This is a genomic window from Candidatus Thioglobus sp. (assembly GCA_028228555.1).
Taxonomy (GTDB): domain Bacteria; phylum Pseudomonadota; class Gammaproteobacteria; order PS1; family Pseudothioglobaceae; genus Thioglobus_A.
On record JAOJBP010000001.1, the window covers coordinates 42176 to 58373 of the forward strand.

At 36.8% G+C, this 16198-nt stretch carries 19 protein-coding genes and 1 pseudogene; 16 read left to right on the plus strand and 4 right to left on the minus strand.

Annotation, left to right across the window (positions count from 1 at the left end):
• Positions 1–19 precede the first annotated feature (19 nt).
• Positions 20–475: a hypothetical protein gene (locus tag N9Y32_00225; protein MDB2589447.1), complete on the minus strand. Its 456-nt coding sequence runs from the start codon at positions 473–475 to the stop codon at positions 20–22.
• 292 nt (positions 476–767) lie between these two features.
• Between N9Y32_00225 and N9Y32_00230 the strand changes: the two genes are divergently transcribed.
• From N9Y32_00230 to N9Y32_00280, 11 genes are all read left to right on the plus strand, one after another.
• The gene (locus tag N9Y32_00230) at positions 768–2465 is read left to right on the plus strand and encodes a protein adenylyltransferase SelO family protein (protein ID MDB2589448.1); all 1698 of its coding nucleotides are present in this window, start codon (positions 768–770) and stop codon (positions 2463–2465) included.
• 140 nt (positions 2466–2605) lie between these two features.
• Positions 2606–3013 carry a RidA family protein gene (locus tag N9Y32_00235; protein MDB2589449.1) on the plus strand — a complete coding sequence of 136 codons (408 nt, stop codon included), beginning with the start codon at positions 2606–2608 and terminating at the stop codon, positions 3011–3013.
• An 8-nt stretch (positions 3014–3021) separates the two neighbouring features.
• Positions 3022–5088, plus strand: a complete 2067-nt coding sequence (recG, locus tag N9Y32_00240) for an ATP-dependent DNA helicase RecG (GenBank protein MDB2589450.1) — start codon at positions 3022–3024, stop codon at positions 5086–5088.
• A 14-nt stretch (positions 5089–5102) separates the two neighbouring features.
• A complete protein-coding gene (locus N9Y32_00245) occupies positions 5103–5573 on the plus strand; it encodes a chorismate lyase (protein MDB2589451.1) in 471 nt (156 codons plus the stop codon).
• The gene (cmoA, locus tag N9Y32_00250; GenBank protein ID MDB2589452.1) at positions 5566–6279 is read left to right on the plus strand and encodes a carboxy-S-adenosyl-L-methionine synthase CmoA; all 714 of its coding nucleotides are present in this window, start codon (positions 5566–5568) and stop codon (positions 6277–6279) included. Before N9Y32_00245 ends, cmoA begins: the two co-directional genes overlap by 8 nt.
• Before the next feature lie 8 nt (positions 6280–6287).
• Entirely contained in the window at positions 6288–6875 is a 588-nt protein-coding gene (locus tag N9Y32_00255) for an aminodeoxychorismate/anthranilate synthase component II (protein ID MDB2589453.1), read from the plus strand.
• Between the two features lie 2 nt (positions 6876–6877).
• Positions 6878–7297, plus strand: coding sequence for a rhodanese-like domain-containing protein (locus N9Y32_00260; GenBank protein MDB2589454.1), 420 nt, complete (start codon positions 6878–6880; stop codon positions 7295–7297).
• A gap of 18 nt (positions 7298–7315) precedes the next feature.
• Positions 7316–7564, plus strand: coding sequence for a glutaredoxin (locus tag N9Y32_00265; protein MDB2589455.1), 249 nt, complete (start codon positions 7316–7318; stop codon positions 7562–7564).
• A gap of 2 nt (positions 7565–7566) precedes the next feature.
• Positions 7567–8544: an NAD(P)-dependent glycerol-3-phosphate dehydrogenase gene (locus tag N9Y32_00270; GenBank protein ID MDB2589456.1), complete on the plus strand. Its 978-nt coding sequence runs from the start codon at positions 7567–7569 to the stop codon at positions 8542–8544.
• Positions 8541–9065: a histidine phosphatase family protein gene (locus N9Y32_00275; protein ID MDB2589457.1), complete on the plus strand. Its 525-nt coding sequence runs from the start codon at positions 8541–8543 to the stop codon at positions 9063–9065. Before N9Y32_00270 ends, N9Y32_00275 begins: the two co-directional genes overlap by 4 nt.
• The gene (locus tag N9Y32_00280; protein ID MDB2589458.1) at positions 9055–9768 is read left to right on the plus strand and encodes a glucosaminidase domain-containing protein; all 714 of its coding nucleotides are present in this window, start codon (positions 9055–9057) and stop codon (positions 9766–9768) included. Before N9Y32_00275 ends, N9Y32_00280 begins: the two co-directional genes overlap by 11 nt.
• A gap of 52 nt (positions 9769–9820) precedes the next feature.
• Here the strand turns inward: N9Y32_00280 and rpsI are convergent, their stop codons facing one another.
• Positions 9821–10216, minus strand: coding sequence for a 30S ribosomal protein S9 (gene rpsI, locus N9Y32_00285; GenBank protein ID MDB2589459.1), 396 nt, complete (start codon positions 10214–10216; stop codon positions 9821–9823).
• Between the two features lie 13 nt (positions 10217–10229).
• Positions 10230–10658: a 50S ribosomal protein L13 gene (gene rplM, locus N9Y32_00290; GenBank protein ID MDB2589460.1), complete on the minus strand. Its 429-nt coding sequence runs from the start codon at positions 10656–10658 to the stop codon at positions 10230–10232.
• Positions 10659–10847: 189 nt separating this feature from the next.
• Between rplM and N9Y32_00295 the strand changes: the two genes are divergently transcribed.
• From N9Y32_00295 to N9Y32_00305, 3 genes and pseudogenes are all read left to right on the plus strand, one after another.
• Positions 10848–11522, plus strand: a complete 675-nt coding sequence (locus N9Y32_00295) for a TatD family hydrolase (GenBank protein ID MDB2589461.1) — start codon at positions 10848–10850, stop codon at positions 11520–11522.
• Positions 11522–12262: a tRNA threonylcarbamoyladenosine dehydratase gene (locus N9Y32_00300; protein ID MDB2589462.1), complete on the plus strand. Its 741-nt coding sequence runs from the start codon at positions 11522–11524 to the stop codon at positions 12260–12262. The genes N9Y32_00295 and N9Y32_00300 overlap by 1 nt, the downstream gene beginning before the upstream one ends.
• 24 nt (positions 12263–12286) lie before the next feature.
• Positions 12287–12664 (plus strand): annotated as a pseudogene (locus N9Y32_00305) (thioredoxin family protein).
• A 111-nt stretch (positions 12665–12775) separates the two neighbouring features.
• On the opposite strand, the gene N9Y32_00310 reads toward N9Y32_00305, so the two are convergent.
• Positions 12776–13021, minus strand: a complete 246-nt coding sequence (locus N9Y32_00310; protein ID MDB2589463.1) for a hypothetical protein — start codon at positions 13019–13021, stop codon at positions 12776–12778.
• 231 nt (positions 13022–13252) lie between these two features.
• Here N9Y32_00310 and N9Y32_00315 point away from each other — a divergent pair, with 231 nt between their 5' ends.
• Together N9Y32_00315 and N9Y32_00320 are read left to right on the plus strand one after the other, a co-directional pair.
• Positions 13253–14548 carry a site-specific integrase gene (locus N9Y32_00315; GenBank protein MDB2589464.1) on the plus strand — a complete coding sequence of 432 codons (1296 nt, stop codon included), beginning with the start codon at positions 13253–13255 and terminating at the stop codon, positions 14546–14548.
• Positions 14545–16191 (plus strand): hypothetical protein, encoded by a 1647-nt coding sequence (locus N9Y32_00320; protein ID MDB2589465.1) that lies wholly within the window; start codon positions 14545–14547, stop codon positions 16189–16191. The genes N9Y32_00315 and N9Y32_00320 overlap by 4 nt, the downstream gene beginning before the upstream one ends.
• Positions 16192–16198: the final 7 nt, after the last annotated feature.

The window sequence follows — 16198 nt, forward strand, 5'->3', positions numbered from 1 at the left end:
AATGAAATTTGCTCAGAATTTATAGCTTTTGAAGATTGTTCCAATTTTTATGTTTGTTTAAGCATCTTCCTTGAAGCTGCGTCATTTGAATTGTTGCGACAAAGTAGCCTGAATCTTCGATCAACTTAGCCCACCCATTCTTTTTTTCAGCAACCCAATACTGCACCCCTTGGATTTTATTAACCTGTCTATAAGCACCAAAGTCTGGCACTAACAAAATATCGCCTTTAATTGTGATTTTTTTCCAATATACTTCAGAGCTCCAAGCCTTATCAAAAAATAGATTAAGAGGCTGGCCCAAAAAATCAATCGTATCGCCAATACAAGTTAATTGAAAATTATCATTAGAGATAGCTCTAGGTATTGTTTCAATGAGCTTAGATTTTTCTATATGAATAAAGCTATAAGGTGCATCATCGCTATTAATGGCGAATGAATTTCCAATAATTAATATTAAAAAAACTGCTAATTTCATTTTCTAATTTTTTTCATAACCAACAAGGATTATTAACTATCAAGTAAGCAAATACCGACTCTACACCAATTATAAACTACAAATAAACCCGTAAGAAAAACGGTTGTTATAAATATTTGAAAAATTAATCTAAGCTATCTACCTCTATATTATTTTAGATTTATAGCTATCTTATAAGGTTAATAAATGTAATAAGTAGTAACCTACTAAAAGAGTCGGTTAATAAGAAAATCTCCAGTAAAATTACCAATGGAAGGAACTAAAAATTATTTCATTGATATAAAATAGCTTTATGATAAACAAGCCATCTCAAAAAATAAAAACACTCAGTGAACTTGCAAAGTTAGCTGATTATTCTCTAGTTGATAATCTTAATTGCGACCCCGATGCAACAGAAAATGGCGTAGATTATTCGCCTAGACAAGTCTTTAGTGGCCACTATGTTCCGGTCAATCCTACACCCATAGAGAATCCAGAATACATTTCACATAGTAAGAGTTTTTTTAGTGAGCTTGGCTTAAGCGACAACATAGCGCAGACGGATGATTTTATGCGGATGTTTTCTGGTGACACCTCTCACGCTCCGAAACCAATGCGACCACTTGGATGGGCGAGTGGGTATGCACTCTCTATTTTTGGCACCGAATACACCCAGCAATGCCCATTCCAAACTGGAAATGGCTATGGTGATGGTCGTGCAGTTTCTGTATTCGAGACTGTTATCAATGCTCAACGATGGGAGATGCAGCTAAAAGGTGGCGGTCGAACACCCTATTGTCGCGGTGCAGATGGCCGCGCCGTATTGCGCTCAAGTATTCGAGAGTTTTTAGCTCAAGAGCACATGCATGCACTCGGTGTTCCAACCTCACGATCTTTAAGTTTATATGTTTCAAAAACGCAAAGAGTCAATCGACCGTGGTATTCGCAAGGTTCGCGAGCGAAAGATCCTGATATGCTAGCATCAGAAGCAGTTGCCATTACAACGCGTGTTGCGCCGTCATTTATACGAGTCGGACAACTCGAACTCTTTGGTCGTCGTGCTCGCAAGAATGAGCATCCAAAAGCAATGGAAGAGCTCGAGATGATTGTGCTGCATTTAATTGATCGTGAATATGCAAATGACATTGACAAGACACTAAATACTGCTGATAAAGTGGTGATGCTCGCACGAGAGTTTCGCGAACGTCTTACATCGCTTGTGGCTAATTGGATACGCGTTGGCTATTGCCAAGGCAACTTCAACAGTGATAATTGTGCGGCTGGTGGCTTTACACTCGACTATGGTCCATTTGGATTCTGCGATGAATTTAGCCCGCAGTTCCAGCCTTGGTCGAGTGGTGGACTTCACTTCTCATTTTTAAACCAGCCTATTGCTGCGCAACGTAATTTTCAAATGTTTTGTAAGGCGTTACAGCCATTATTAACCTCGCATCAAAATCAATTACAACAGCTCGATGAAATTCTAAATAGCTTTTCTAAAGTAATGCAAAAGAAAATGGAAAAAATGTGGACTGCAAAGCTAGGGCTTGAAACTTTTGATGCCTTGTTGTTTACTGAGCTGCAATCACTTATGGCTCAAACACCTGTTGACTACACCCTCTTCTTTCGTGAACTATCAACAGTGCCTAATGATATTGCTCCACTCAAAACAAGCTTTTATAGGCATTCAACCTCTCAAGATCTTGATCAGCGCTGGTCAGAGTGGTTTCTAAAATGGAAGCTACTTATCGATAGTTCGATGAACACTCAAGAACAGATTGCTAAGCAGATGAAACTGGTCAATCCAAAGTACAGTTTGAGAGAGTGGTTTGTTGTTCCTGCTTATCAACAGGCAGCTCAAAGAGATTATTCTCTAGTTCGAGAATTACAAGAAGTTATGACCCAGCCTTACGCTGAACAAACTAGTGATGTAGAGGAAAAATACTACCAATTAAAGCCACCTGAACTCTTTGAAGTTGGCGGAATGTCTTATTATAGTTGCTCATCTTAATTTTTTAAAAAGCTGCTTGCATAAAGGGTTTGTATTAATAATATAACTCTTTTTAAAAAGTAGTCATGGTGTTTTTTATCTGCATATCAACAAAATATTTCGTATAATCATTTTATGATTAACTCTAAAAAATAAACATTATGAAAAAACAAATTATCTCTACCGATAAAGCGCCAAAAGCTATCGGTACATACTCTCAAGCTGTTTGCGTAACTGGCGGATCGACGATTTATTTATCTGGACAAATTCCTCTAATCCCTGAAACTATGGAAATGGTATCAGATGATATTGGCAAACAAATTGACCAAGTATTTAAAAACCTAGTCGCAGTTTGCAAAGAGTCAGGTGGCAGTCTCAATGATATTGTTAAGCTTAATATTTTCTTAACCGACTTAAGCAACTTCCCAACAGTGAATGAAATTATGGCGCAATATTTTGACGAGCCATATCCTGCAAGAGCTGCAGTTGGCATTAAAGAATTACCTAAAGGTTCGCAAGTTGAAATGGATGGAGTAATGGTGATAGAATCATGTAACGACAATTCATAAAGATAGAAATGCAGCATTTGTCTGATCCCATTATCAGCTTAAATGGGCTAGGTCCAAAAGCACAAGAAAGGCTTAATGCAATCGGCATTTATGCCTTGGAACATTTTTTGTTTCATTTGCCAAATCGCTATCAAGATAAAACCAAATTTACAACGCTAAGCGAGGCACAAGTTGGTTCAGAAATATTAATCGAACTAACCATTGATCGCATTGAAGAAGTTGCAACACGTCAGCGCCAGTTATTGTGCTATCTATCAGATGATAATAATCGTACATTGCTATTGCGTTTTTTCCACTTCAACCAATACCAAAAACAACAACTGACTCGAGGTGAGCTTATTCAATGCTTTGGTGAGGTGAAGATTGGGCGAGACGGGCTGGAAATTCATCATCCAGAATATCGACTTATTTCAAAAGGCCAGCCAACACTAATAGAAAAAACACTGAGCCCAGTTTATCCTTTAACAGGCGGCATCCATCAGCCGCAAATCAAGAAATGGATTAATATCGCCCTAGAAACACTACAAAAAAGCGATTTATTTGACTATTTCGAAAATTTGTCAAAAAATTCAATGCCTACTTTAAAGCAGGCCTTGCATACTCTACATCACCCTAAAATCGACGATAATATCGACCAAATTGCTAATTTTAGGCACATTTCACAACAAAGATTGATTATTGAAGAGCTTTGTGCGCAAAAACTTAGCTTGTTAATGCTAAAAAAAGAACGAAAACAGGTCATTTCCAATATTTTCAATATTTCTAAAGCATTGCCTGACCAATTATCTGAAAATTTAGGCTTTAAATTAACCGCTGCTCAACAGCGCAGTGTGGATGAAATTAATACTGACTTAAGCTCAAACCATCCAATGCTTCGGCTTTTGCAAGGTGATGTTGGCTCTGGAAAAACTATTGTTGCTGTGTTTGCCTGCTTGCAGGCTGCTGAAAATGGTTTTCAGGCTGCTATTATGGCGCCAACAGAAATACTAGCCAATCAGCATTATCATGGATTTCGTGATTATCTAGAGCCGCTTGGTATTCGGATTGCTTTTTTAACAGGTTCGCAAAATGCCCAACAGCGAAGTGAGCAACTAGCACTCATTGTTTCTGGCACTGCCCAAGTTGTCATTGGCACGCATGCGCTTTTTCAAAAAGCAGTGCAATTTAATAAACTCGGCCTAGTGATCATAGATGAACAGCATAAATTTGGCGTACACCAAAGATTGTCACTGGCGCAAAAAGCACATAATACACCGCATCAATTAGTTATGACTGCTACGCCAATTCCAAGATCGCTCACCATGAGCGCTTATGCTGATCTTGATTCATCGATAATTGATGAACTACCACCCGGTAGAAGCCCAATACAAACAATCGCATTGGCGAATAACAAAAAAGATAAAGTGCTTGATAAAATCAGGCAAGTTTGCAAAGAAAATAATCAAGTTTATTGGGTATGTACTTTAATTGAAGAGTCCGAAGTTTTGCGTGCTCAAGCAGCCACCACGACCCATCTTTATTTAGAAGAAAACTTACCCGATCTTAATATTGTATTAATTCATGGAAAAATGAATAAACAAGAGAAAAACGATATCATGCTTCGATTTAGTACTGGTGATATTAACGTGTTAGTAGCAACAACTGTTATTGAAGTGGGTGTTAATGTGCCGAATGCTTCGCTGATGGTAATTGAAAATTCTGAAAGATTGGGTTTGGCGCAACTACATCAATTGCGCGGTCGTGTAGGTCGTGGATCTGATGCGAGTATCTGTATTTTGATGTATCAGCCGCCGCTAAGTGGTAATGCTATTGAGCGTCTTGATATTTTAAGACAAACCAATGATGGCTTTAAAATTGCCAATAAAGATTTGGAATTGCGAGGCCCGGGAGAGATATTAGGCACACAGCAAACTGGTATTGCGGATATGAAAATTGCCAATATTGTGCGTGATGGGTATCTACTTAATCAAGTGAATTATTATGCAGAACAATTCTTACAAGATGGTGAAAAAAATCAGCACGCGCTGATTAATCGCTGGATCACTCATGACAAGTCACAGTATGCCAATACTTAGCATAAAATGTTAGCATGATTGATACTCGCAACCTCTTTTGGCAAGACTTAACACTGGTCCAAAAAGCACCTGTAGCTGTTCAGCTTTGGCTGGATGACAACGCCTCATTAACGGCTAAATTAAAACAACAATTTTCTGATTTTTCAGTGCATGTATTATCACAACAAGAGCTCACCCCTCATGCTCATGAAATCAAGGTTATTAATGCTCATCAAGCCTACACAATTCGAGAGGTGGAGTTATTAGGCAATGGAAAAGTTATGGTTTTTGCACGTTCTGTTATCCCCCTTACTGATGATACTCAAGAGATTCTAAATATTGGCTCCAAGCCTTTGGGCGAGGTTTTATTTAACGACCCCAGTATTAAACGTGGTCTAATGCAGGTTACACACATTGATAATATCTGGGGAAGAAGGTCAACCTTTACCATTGGCGAGACCAAATTATTAGTGAGTGAGTTTTTTATGGAAGAGCTGTATGCGTGATCAAATTTTTAGTCAAAAAAGTGACTTAGTAGATTTCACTTTTGATGCAAAAGTAGCTGATGTTTTTGATGACATGGTTAGACGAAGTGTGCCTGGTTATCAATCAATGATTGAGATGATTGGATTATGCGTCAAAACCTATGGCCAAGACGATACAAACTACTACGATTTAGGTGCTTCAACCGGTGCCACATCGACTGCACTAGCTATCAACAATACACATAAGAATACACATATTATTGCTGTAGATAACTCCTCCAGCATGGTGGAAAAATGCACCAAAACTCTAAAAGGAAAAATTGACAATGTACAAATAATTTGTGCAGACATCGAAACACTTAAGATAGAGAATGCCTCTCTCATTGTGTTGAACTTAACCTTACAATTTATCTCGCCAGAAAATAGACAAGCTTTGATAGATAAAATATACCAAGGTCTTAATAAAGGTGGGGCGCTTATCGTCTCAGAAAAAATTCACTTTGAGGACCAGCAAAAACAACAGCAAATGACCGAATTGCATCTAGATTTTAAGCGTGCAAATGGCTATAGCGAACTTGAAATTGCTGCCAAACGCCAATCTATTGAAAATGTATTAATTACTGATAGTCAATCAACGCACTTCAAGCGCTTTGATCAAGCAGGATTTACCTCTCATGCCTGTCATTTTCAGTGCCTTAACTTTGCTTCCTTTTTAGCGGTAAAATAGGCCTCATTATGTTACTTATGATTGACAATTACGACTCTTTTACCTATAACCTGGTGCAGTATTTTGGCGAGCTAGGACAAGTGGTTGAAGTTCATCGTAACGACGAAATAACGCTTAAAGAAATTGAAGCGCTAAAGCCTGAATTTTTAGTCATCTCACCAGGTCCTTGCACACCTAATGAGGCTGGAATCTCCATTGAAGCCATTAAACACTTTAGTGGAAAGATACCTATGATGGGCGTTTGTCTTGGTTTTCAGGCTATGGTTCAGGCATTTGGCGGCGACATTATCGGTGCTAAAAAAATCATGCATGGTAAAGTTTCAAAGGTTCATCATACTAAAAAAGGCATGTTTACTGATCTTAAAAATCCCCTCAACGCAACACGCTATCATTCTTTGGTAGCTGATCAAACTACACTACCAAGTTGTTTTGAAATTACTGCCTGGACTGAAAATAGCGAAAGTGGTGTGGATGAAATTATGGGCATTAGACACAAAGAATTTGCACTTGAAGGTGTACAATTTCACCCTGAATCTATCTTGACAGAACAAGGTCATGAGATGTTAAATAACTTTTTACAAGGAAAAACACAATAACTATGGAAATTATTAATTTTTTATTTGCTGAGGATCAGTTGTTCACAACTATCACCCTAATTATCTTAGTGGCGTTACTAATTGGCAACATTGTTGCTGACAAACTAAAAAAATATGAAGATATAGATGTCAATGCTGCAACATCACTCATGGATGATGACAATCTGATTATTTTAGATGTTAGGGAAAAGAAAGAAAGGAAAAATGGCTACATTTCCAACGATACTCACATCCCCTTAAGCGATGTTAAATCTCAACTAGATAGGCTTGATAAGGATAAAAATATTTTAGTTTACTGTCGAAGTGGTTCACGAGCAGCTCACATTGCTGGACTATTAACTCGCCATGAATATGAAAATGTATACAACCTTAAAGGTGGTTTTCAAGCTTGGAAAAAAGCAAAGCTTCCTATTAAACTCTAATATTAAAAGGATAAAAAAATGAAAAAAAATAAAATTTATTGCAGTGATTCTTGCCCTTTTTGCCAACGTGCTTATCAATTATTAGAAAGCAGAGGTATTCCATTTACAAAGCACTATGTTAAAAGCCCAAGTGATTGGGATGAAGTCATGGATCTTACTGGTAGAAATACCGTGCCTCAAGTTTTTATCAATGGCGTTCATATAGGTGGCTTTGATGATCTATCTGCTGCGGATCAGTCAGGCAAATTAGATAAAATGTTAGCCTAATAATGAATAATAATCTTAGTATTATTGGTGCTGGTGCTTGGGGAAGTGCACTAGCTATTGTTCTAAGCGAAAAGTTTGACACTATTTATCTTCATGCTCATACGCAGCTGGAAGCGAGTTCATTACAACCCCAACACCCCGCCCTTCCCAAACCTTACACCGGCAATATTCAAATTGTATATGGTTATGCTGAACTAGCTCAATGTAACAATATTTTAATCGCAACACCAAGCTATGCTTTTAGCGAAGTATTACAGACCTTAAAGCCTTTGCTAGATAAAAAACAGCAAATAGCTTGGGCAACTAAAGGCTTTGATACTTCTGCTAATTGTTTTTTGTATCAAAGCTTCGAGCGTATCTTGCCAGATTATCATGGCTGTGTTTTATCTGGACCTAGTTTTGCCTTTGAAGTGGCCAGCCAAAAACCAACAGCTTTGGTTTCAGCTTCTAAAGATAAAAATACTCGAAAGCATTGGGCTGATTTAATACAGACAAAGACTTTGCGTGCCTATACCAACGAAGATATTATTGGAGTTGAAATTGGTGGAAGTGTTAAAAACATACTTGCAATTGCCGCCGGAATCGCTTCAGGATTGGGCTACGGAATCAATACTCAAGCTGCTTTAATTACTCGTGGCTTAGCTGAAATGACCCGCTTAGGTAAAAGTATGAATGCTAACGAATCTACTTTCGTTGGGTTATCTGGTTTAGGAGATTTAGTATTAACCTGTTCTGATGATTTATCTAGAAATAGGCGCTTTGGTAAAGAGTTGGCTAAAGGTAATAATATAGAACAAGCACTCAATAATGTGGGCGCCACAGTGGAAGGTTTGAATACACTAGATCTCATTCTATCAATTGCTGTTGAGCAGCAAGTAGAGATGCCAATTTGCGAGCAAGTGCATCTGGTTACTCTAGGCAAAGCGAGTCCAACTCAAGCAGTTAACCATCTAATGTCACGAGAACAAATTGATGAATGAAGCTTAGTCTTCTGCGCCACGGAGAGCCAGTTGGCGGTCGCATCTATCGTGGCAACCAAGATGATCCGCTAACTGAGAAAGGTTGGCAGCAAATGCTAGATGCCACTCAAAACCAGTCATGGGATCTAATCATCACCTCACCCCTTCTTCGCTGTCAATCATTCGCTCAACACTTGCATCAACAACAAAAATCATCACTAGAAATTGTAGATAATTTTTTAGAATTAGGCTTTGGCGATTGGCAAGGTCAAAGCTCAATGCAAATTGGACAAGATTTAGTTGACGCATTTAAACTTAGTCCTATTGAAAATAAACCACCAAATGCTGAGGATTTGTATGATTTTCAACATCGAGTTTTAAATGCTTTTAAAATAATTACTGCTAAAAAGTCTAATTCTGTTCTCATTATTGCTCATGCTGGAGTGATAAGAGTTATTAAATCTTATCTGCTCAATTTACCTATCGAAAAAATGTTTACAATAGATGTCTTAAGCGCATCTTGTGAAGAATTTGAAATTTAAGTCAACAATACTAACGCTATTATTATTAACCTCATCTGTTCAGGCAGATGAATTTTGGGGGCTTGAGTCATGGATGAATTCACTTAAAACACCTGACTTTGAAAAAATACAAGATGTTAATCAGCGTAAACAGGCTTTTTTTGAATATCTATTGCCAGAAATTAACAAACAAAATGAGAAGATTATCCAGCTAAGGCATGATATTAAAACTGGTGAAATCAATTCATTCAAATTGAAGAATATATACCGATACTATCGTGTCAAAGAAAATGATATTGGCACTCTTTTAAACCGAGTCGATATTGTGCCAGCTTCTCTGATATTAGCGCAAGGTGCCTACGAATCCAATTGGGGAAGATCGCGCTTTGCCAAACACTATCATAATTTTTTTGGTCTTTGGTGCTTTGAAAAAGGCTGTGGAGTAGTTCCCCTAAGACGCGACAAAGATGATACACATGAAGTGGCTAAATTTTCATCCTTGTCTAAAGGGGTTGAGTACTACTTGCGCTCTATTAACCGTAACTCTGCGTACACAACACTTAGAAAAATTCGAAAAAGTAAACGCGATCAACAAGCTCAAATTACAGGACATGCACTCGCAGAAGGGCTGGAGAATTATGCTGAAATTGGTTATGAGTATGTCGAAACAGTACAGTCCATTATTCGCTTTAACAAATTATCAGAATATGACTACAAGTCTTAGGCAACAAAAAACCCGCTGATAGCGGGTTTTTTTATTGTCTTTCGAAAAAGGCTTAACGCTTCGAGAACTGCTCGCTCTTACGTGCCTTCTTACGGCCAACTTTTTTACGTTCCACAACTCTAGCATCACGAGTAACAAAACCTGCCTTACGTAAATCAGGTCTTAGGTCACCGTTATATTCCATTAGTGCACGTGTAACACCTAAACGAATTGCACCCGCTTGACCTGTATCACCACCACCTGTAACAATGATGTTGAAGTCAAATTTATCTCTCATTTCAACAGTGTCTAACGGTTGATTAATAATCATTGAAGAAGTTTCACGGCCAAAATATTCGTTCATTGGACGTTTATTTACTGTGAATACACCTTTACCTTTAGTCATGTATACACGAGCTACTGATGTTTTTCTTCTGCCTGTTGCGTAAAATGTTTCTGTCTTTGCCATAATAATTCTTACCTTAAATATCTAAAACTTGCGGTTGTTGTGCACCATGTGTATGCTCAGAACCTGCAAATACTTTCATTTTTCTAAACATATCTCTGCCTAGAGGACCCTTTGGCAACATGCCTCTAACAGCCTTGTTGATAATTTCTTCTGGTTGCTTAGCTTGTAAATCTTTAAATGCAATTGATTTCAAATTTCCAACATAGCCTGTGTGATGATGATACATTTTGTCATCAAATTTCTTACCTGTCACCTTAACCTTTTCAGCGTTAACAATAACAATATAATCACCAGTGTCTGTATGTGGCGTGTACTCAGCTTTATGCTTTCCACGAAGACGAGATGCAATTTCTGATGCCAAACGACCTAACGTTTTACCATCGGCGTCTACCAAGAACCAATCTCTTTTTACTTCATGTGCTTTAGCGCTAAATGTTTTCATAATAATGCGAGTATATTTTCAATCAGAATAATCGGACTATTATAATCACTTTTAATCCTTGATGTTGGTTTATCGATGAATATTCTTATTATAAATACATCAACTCTAATTTACTCTCTCCAAGCAAATCTTAATACAAAACTAATGATAGATGATTATGATATCCCTTAAAAGCTATCTTATTAAATTATGATTAATTCTCATGCGCATCTAGATTTTGAAAACATGCAAAGCGTTGCAGAAAATGCAGTTGCTATAGTCCCTAGTATTGGCCAGCAAAATTGGACCGATGTGCAAATGTACCCTTATTTTGCTTTTGGCATTCATCCGTGGATGGTTGACTCTCACTCGCAAACAGAGCTTGACTATTTGGAGTATTTAATTAAATGCAATAATCCAGTTGCAATTGGTGAATGTGGACTAGATTACATCAAAGATATTGACAAGGAGAAGCAACTGCATTTTTTTACTGCTCAACTAATAATGGCAGAAAAATACGATCTTCCTTTAATCATTCATGCAGTCAAAGCTACTGAAGATGTTATCTTTCTACTAAAAAAATACTCGAAATTAAGGGGTGAAATTCACGGTTTCTCTGGCAGCGAGCCTCAAGCACAACAACTAACCCGTATGGGTTTTTATTTAGGTTTTGGCATGCAAGTTCTTAATCAAAAATCAACCAAAATGCGTCAAATTGTTCAAAATTGCCCACTAGAGTATATCCTTATTGAGACTGATGATCATCCTAATCCGAGTGATTTGCACTTGGTAGCGCAAGAAATTGCCCAACTCAAACAAATACCAATAGACACTGTCATCACTCAATGTGATAATAATGCTATTTCTCTGTTTAGCTTAAAATAATGTCTGGAAGTTGTGCGCGCACTGAAATCTTATTAGGCCAAAAAGGCTTGGCCCGATTGGCTGAATCCCATGTAGTTATTGCTGGCTTAGGTGGTGTAGGTGGCGCTTGCGCTGAAAGTTTATGTCGAGCTGGTATTGGCACGCTCACTTTAATTGATTTTGACATCGTTGAAACAACTGACCTAAATCGACAAATTATTGCGCTTAACTCTACTTTAGGCCTGAAAAAAGTAGATGTATTGGCTGACAGACTTCATGATATCAATCCAACTACTATCATCATTAAGCGCGATGAATTTATTGATCGGGAAAAAGCGCAACAAGTCGCATTGAATGAGGATTATCATTTTGTGGCGGATTGTATCGATGCAATTGCGTATAAAACTGTCTTAATAGATAGTTGCAATAAGTCAGGCATGGCTATTATTTCGAGTATGGGTGCAGGTGGTAGACTTGACCCAACACAAGTTAAAATTTCGCGGATGGATAAAACTCAAAATTGTGCCTTAGCAAGAGAAATGCGTAAACAACTTCGAAACATTCGAGCTTCCATGAAATTTCCAGTTGTACACTCAACAGAAATACCCATTAAAGCGCTACCACATAAAGCCGTTACCATTACCGACGCTACGCCAGAAAAAGGCATACCAAGAGCAGTAAATGGTGCAATTTCTTATATGCCTAATATTTTTGGGCTGATGATGGCAGGCCATATCATTCAAACTTTATTAAAATCTTAATCTTATTTAAACAAGGAAATACTCATGGTTAGCACTCAAACACCTATTTGTGACTTTAACACGCCCGCTTTTGATTTTGAATTAAAGGGTACTGATGGTCAACTACATACATTAGAGAGCTGTAAAGGTGAAAAAGGTTTGCTGGTTATGTTTATTTGCAACCATTGTCCCTATGTAAAAGCCATTATTGATCGAATTATTCGTGATACTGCCGAGCTTAAAGAGATGGGTTTAAATACAGTGGCTATCATGTCAAATAATCCTGATGAGTATAAAGATGATTCTTTTGTAAATATGCAAAAAATTTCTAAAGAAATGAACTTTGGTTTCCCCTACTTAATAGATGAAACACAAGAAATAGCTAAGGCCTATGGTGCGGTTTGCACGCCTGATTTCTTTGGCACGGTAAACATTTAAACCATACCCAGTACTACTTTACTTTCAATCTATAGACATTTTTCTCGCATAAGTCTAAATTTAATCTATTAAGCAATATACGTTGTAAAACTAATACTAATCAATACTGTAGTGATCCCCGCCTTTCATAAGAAATTTTTTCCCGCTAATTTTCTCACATTCACCTATAGCTTCAACCAAAGCACTTTCTATCACACCTGAAAATGTAAGTTTATAACCATTATTTTTAGCCTCTGCACTAGCCCTTTTAAAAGCCTTCATTAGTTCAGTATCAACCCTAGCGCTAATCATTTTCTTTTTATCTTGGTCTGAATCTTTTTTTACAAATTTATATGCTGTCATGTAACTCCTATTGCTTATTGTTTGCTTTGCTATACTTTATATAATATATATATTATATATATTATATAAATAATGTAAAGTCAAAATGTATTGACATTTAATACTTTTTAAGTTAAAAATACAATTAATCAAAATGATAGATGACTTTCAGATTTCAGTAATCATTTATTTTTGACTTTAATATTATTCTAAATTTTGATTGAGAAATAGATCTCAAAACTCATTTAATCTATGGCAATACTTGAAAATATACAGCACCAACCTTTTGAATTCAAACCGTCTTCTGAGAACTTAGAATATGGATTTATACCAAACACTAATAGAAAAATAGAAAAATCATTTCCTCAAATTTTCTTTTCAGATGGAGAGCCATGGCATGAAGTCAATCGATATGCTTTTTCTCGTTATTACGACCAACAAATAGATATAAAAACTGTTAACCGTGAAATGACTCATTTATCTCGTTATGCAAATTGGCTAGAAGAGGCAAGATTGCACTGGTTACATTTTCCTAAGAAAAAATATGAACGATGTTTATTTAAATTTAGAGGATATCTAATATGGCTTAGGAATGAAGGTTTTTTAGCTCCATCAACAACATCACAAACAATGAGAAATGTAGTAGCATTTTATCGGTGGGCATCAGACGAAGGATATGCACAAGCACAATCAAATTTATTTAATGATAAAAATAAAATCGTCTACTTTTTTGACAATGTTGGTTTTAATCGTTCTATGAACGTGGTCTCTTCAGAGCTTTTTATTCCAAACCGGAAAAGAACAGGAACTCTACTAGAAGATGGATTAATCCCTATTAATCAAGCTAGTACTAAAATTCTAATGACTCACCTATCTAAACACAGTAACCATGAGTTGCACCTGATGTTCAAGACCGCTCTTCTTACAGGTTGTCGTCATGAAACAATATCAACTTTAAATATTGATACACTCAAGAAGTCTTACCCTGATCCTTTATTGTTAAATACCATGAGAGTTGAGATTGGTCCTGGGACCGGTGTTGAAACAAAGTTTGATGTGCATGGAGCTGTTTATTTTCCCAAATCACTGGTTATTGAATTGATTGAATATTTTGACTCCGCAGAAGCAATATTAAGGCGCTCTAAAGCTAAAAAATCGCTCCAAAGAAATATATTTTTAACTTCTCATGGAAATAGATATACAAAAGAAACATTTGGCACATTATTGTATCGATTAAAGGAAGAGTTAATTGAATCTGGCCATACTGAATTTGGGCGATTTAAATTTCACCAATTAAGAGCAACCTTCGGAACGATGATGATGCGTGCATTATTGCAAACTCAAGACGTTTCATCTCTAAATGCTATTGAATTTGTAAAAAGATCTATGCTTCATAAAGATGAAAGCACAACTTGGAAATATATCAAATTTATTGAACACGAGCCTATTGAAGAGCAATTCTTGGAAGTTTTGTGGGCAATGTTTACTGGATCACTCGAACAATCTCAAGACATTATCGAGAACTTGACAAACGGGGAGGAGGCTTGATATCAAGCGAACTTCCAGACCTAACTGTTAAACATCAAAGCATTGCAGAAAACGAACTGCAAGTGTGGAATTTAATGCCTTTTGTATACCTTGGAGGGGCAAAGATAAAAAGAAATGGTTCCTGGATTTTGGAGGTTCAAAAACTACCGCTTGTCCCAGAGCGCATTAAGGTCATCCTGTCACTAAAAACGCATGTGATTGAAATGCTAGACTCCGGCAGTTCTTACCGTTCGATACAAAGCTTTTTAAGCGGATTGAAGGCGTTTATCCATTTTGTAGATGGGAGTAACAAAAACCTAGCAACCCCGGAAGAAATTGAAACAGCCTTATATGATTATGCGGAGTATCAATACACTCGCTATAGTCATAATAAAATAAAAATGAGTGCTGCATATTTATATGTTTATTTTGTGCGAAATATTTTTACTGGAGCTTTTGAAGATGTTAACTTCGACTTAAGATACACTCGATTAAACAAAACAGTCAAATCACAAAGGGCTACTAGTCGTGAAGCAGAGAAAGTAATGCTTACCGATGCCTCCAAATTAGCCGCCTTTTGTTTTGACATAACTACTAATTTTGAACCTAACAATCTTAATCATGGAACACTTCCTATCAAAATTGAAATAAGAAGAAAGTTTTTAAAAGAATCTATCAATTTAACACCTAGCTACACAAAAAATACTCCCATAAATAAAAGCTTTTTTTATACAGAAGCCTCTCACGCCTTTAATAATCGAGTATCTGCTGAATCCATGATTTTCCTTGCAATGACTATTCAGAATATTTCACCAACATACAACCTTAAAATTGAAAAATTCAGCTTTAAGCCTATCGGTGAAAAATACGAGGTAAGAGAGTTCAAAAATCGCAGAGGCGGTGAAGTTCTATTTAAAATACCAAAGCCATACAGACCACACTTTGAACGATATCTAGATTTTATTCACGAATATGCGCCTGAATCAAAATGGCTTTTTCCTTTTTTAAAAAAAGGAGTTGGGTATAAAAAAAGAATCGGCAACAGAGCTTACGGTCTAAAGAGGATTTGCATTAAATATCAAATCCCCTGGATACCTCCTAAGAACTTTAGAAAAATCGGTGAAAATGTTCTCATGCGACTATGTTCAGATGGGCAAACTACAGCGGATTATGCTAACCATGGAATTGCAACATTTAGACAATCATACGAGCTTCCATCACTACAAAGAGCAATGATAGAAGTTGGAAGTTTTTGGGATAAAAACGACCCTTTAATACATGGGCCACCCAAAGTATCTTTATTCAATACACCATGCAATGGAATTCCAAAAGAAATTACTGACTCAACAAACAAACTTCCTAAACCAGATTGTATCAATCCAGCTGGCTGTATTGGCTGTAAACATTATAGAGATGAAGACTCTTTTGATTATGTGTGGAATTTGTGCAGTTTTAAATACCTAAAAATTGTTGAGTCAAGCTCTCACCGAACAAAAGAGGGGAAACCTTCAAATATTGCCATTGATTGGGCTAATATTAAAATTAACTGGTTCAAAAACTCTAAAAAATTAAAGCATAGAGAGTGGACTGAAGAGGCCAAAGCAAGAATTGAAGAAGGTCACTATCACTCTATATGGTCTAGAAAAATACAAGGAATAAATTAAATGCTCA

Bases quoted from the DNA above. Each gene is read 5' to 3' on its own strand.
- N9Y32_00310 (MDB2589463.1), bottom strand. From the start codon at position 13,021: ATGACAGCATATAAATTTGTAAAAAAAGATTCAGACCAAGATAAAAAG.
- cmoA (MDB2589452.1), top strand. From the start codon at position 5,566: ATGCGTGATCAAATTTTTAGTCAAAAAAGTGACTTAGTAGATTTCACT.
- N9Y32_00225 (MDB2589447.1), bottom strand. From the start codon at position 475: ATGAAATTAGCAGTTTTTTTAATATTAATTATTGGAAATTCATTCGCC.
- N9Y32_00315 (MDB2589464.1), top strand. From the start codon at position 13,253: ATGGCAATACTTGAAAATATACAGCACCAACCTTTTGAATTCAAACCG.
- N9Y32_00235 (MDB2589449.1), top strand. From the start codon at position 2,606: ATGAAAAAACAAATTATCTCTACCGATAAAGCGCCAAAAGCTATCGGT.
- rpsI (MDB2589459.1), bottom strand. From the start codon at position 10,216: ATGGCAAAGACAGAAACATTTTACGCAACAGGCAGAAGAAAAACATCA.
- N9Y32_00270 (MDB2589456.1), top strand. From the start codon at position 7,567: ATGAATAATAATCTTAGTATTATTGGTGCTGGTGCTTGGGGAAGTGCA.
- N9Y32_00275 (MDB2589457.1), top strand. From the start codon at position 8,541: ATGAAGCTTAGTCTTCTGCGCCACGGAGAGCCAGTTGGCGGTCGCATC.
- N9Y32_00265 (MDB2589455.1), top strand. From the start codon at position 7,316: ATGAAAAAAAATAAAATTTATTGCAGTGATTCTTGCCCTTTTTGCCAA.
- N9Y32_00260 (MDB2589454.1), top strand. From the start codon at position 6,878: ATGGAAATTATTAATTTTTTATTTGCTGAGGATCAGTTGTTCACAACT.
- N9Y32_00255 (MDB2589453.1), top strand. From the start codon at position 6,288: ATGTTACTTATGATTGACAATTACGACTCTTTTACCTATAACCTGGTG.
- rplM (MDB2589460.1), bottom strand. From the start codon at position 10,658: ATGAAAACATTTAGCGCTAAAGCACATGAAGTAAAAAGAGATTGGTTC.
- N9Y32_00245 (MDB2589451.1), top strand. From the start codon at position 5,103: ATGATTGATACTCGCAACCTCTTTTGGCAAGACTTAACACTGGTCCAA.
- N9Y32_00295 (MDB2589461.1), top strand. From the start codon at position 10,848: ATGATTAATTCTCATGCGCATCTAGATTTTGAAAACATGCAAAGCGTT.
- N9Y32_00300 (MDB2589462.1), top strand. From the start codon at position 11,522: ATGTCTGGAAGTTGTGCGCGCACTGAAATCTTATTAGGCCAAAAAGGC.
- recG (MDB2589450.1), top strand. From the start codon at position 3,022: ATGCAGCATTTGTCTGATCCCATTATCAGCTTAAATGGGCTAGGTCCA.
- N9Y32_00230 (MDB2589448.1), top strand. From the start codon at position 768: ATGATAAACAAGCCATCTCAAAAAATAAAAACACTCAGTGAACTTGCA.